The following is a 257-nucleotide window of genomic DNA, read 5'->3' on the forward strand; positions in this document are numbered from 1 at the left end:
CGTGGTTATTTGATGTGTATCTAAAGCAAGCCGCGTTACCAACCTTAACCATGGAGCGTACCAATACAGTCGCTTATTTAAGCTGGAGTAACAGCGAAAAAGATGGCACAGCGTTTAAAATGCCGGTTCCTATTTCTATAAACGGGAAGTTGACAACTCACACTCCAGTGGATGGACTGATCACTATCAATGCCAAAAAAAGCGACATTATCGTTATCGATCCACAGATGAAGGTTCTGCGACAGTTACCCATAATT

General features: G+C 42.4%; 1 protein-coding gene. It reads left to right on the forward strand.

All coding sequences use genetic code 11. The features are described 5' to 3' along the window. Positions 1-257: hypothetical protein (locus SB724_RS20885; RefSeq protein WP_410572872.1), on the forward strand; the 257-nt coding region annotated here is incomplete at both ends.

Origin of the sequence: Bacillus sp. SIMBA_031, assembly GCF_046535225.1 — a bacterium.
Classification (GTDB): domain Bacteria; phylum Bacillota; class Bacilli; order Bacillales; family Bacillaceae; genus Bacillus; species Bacillus velezensis.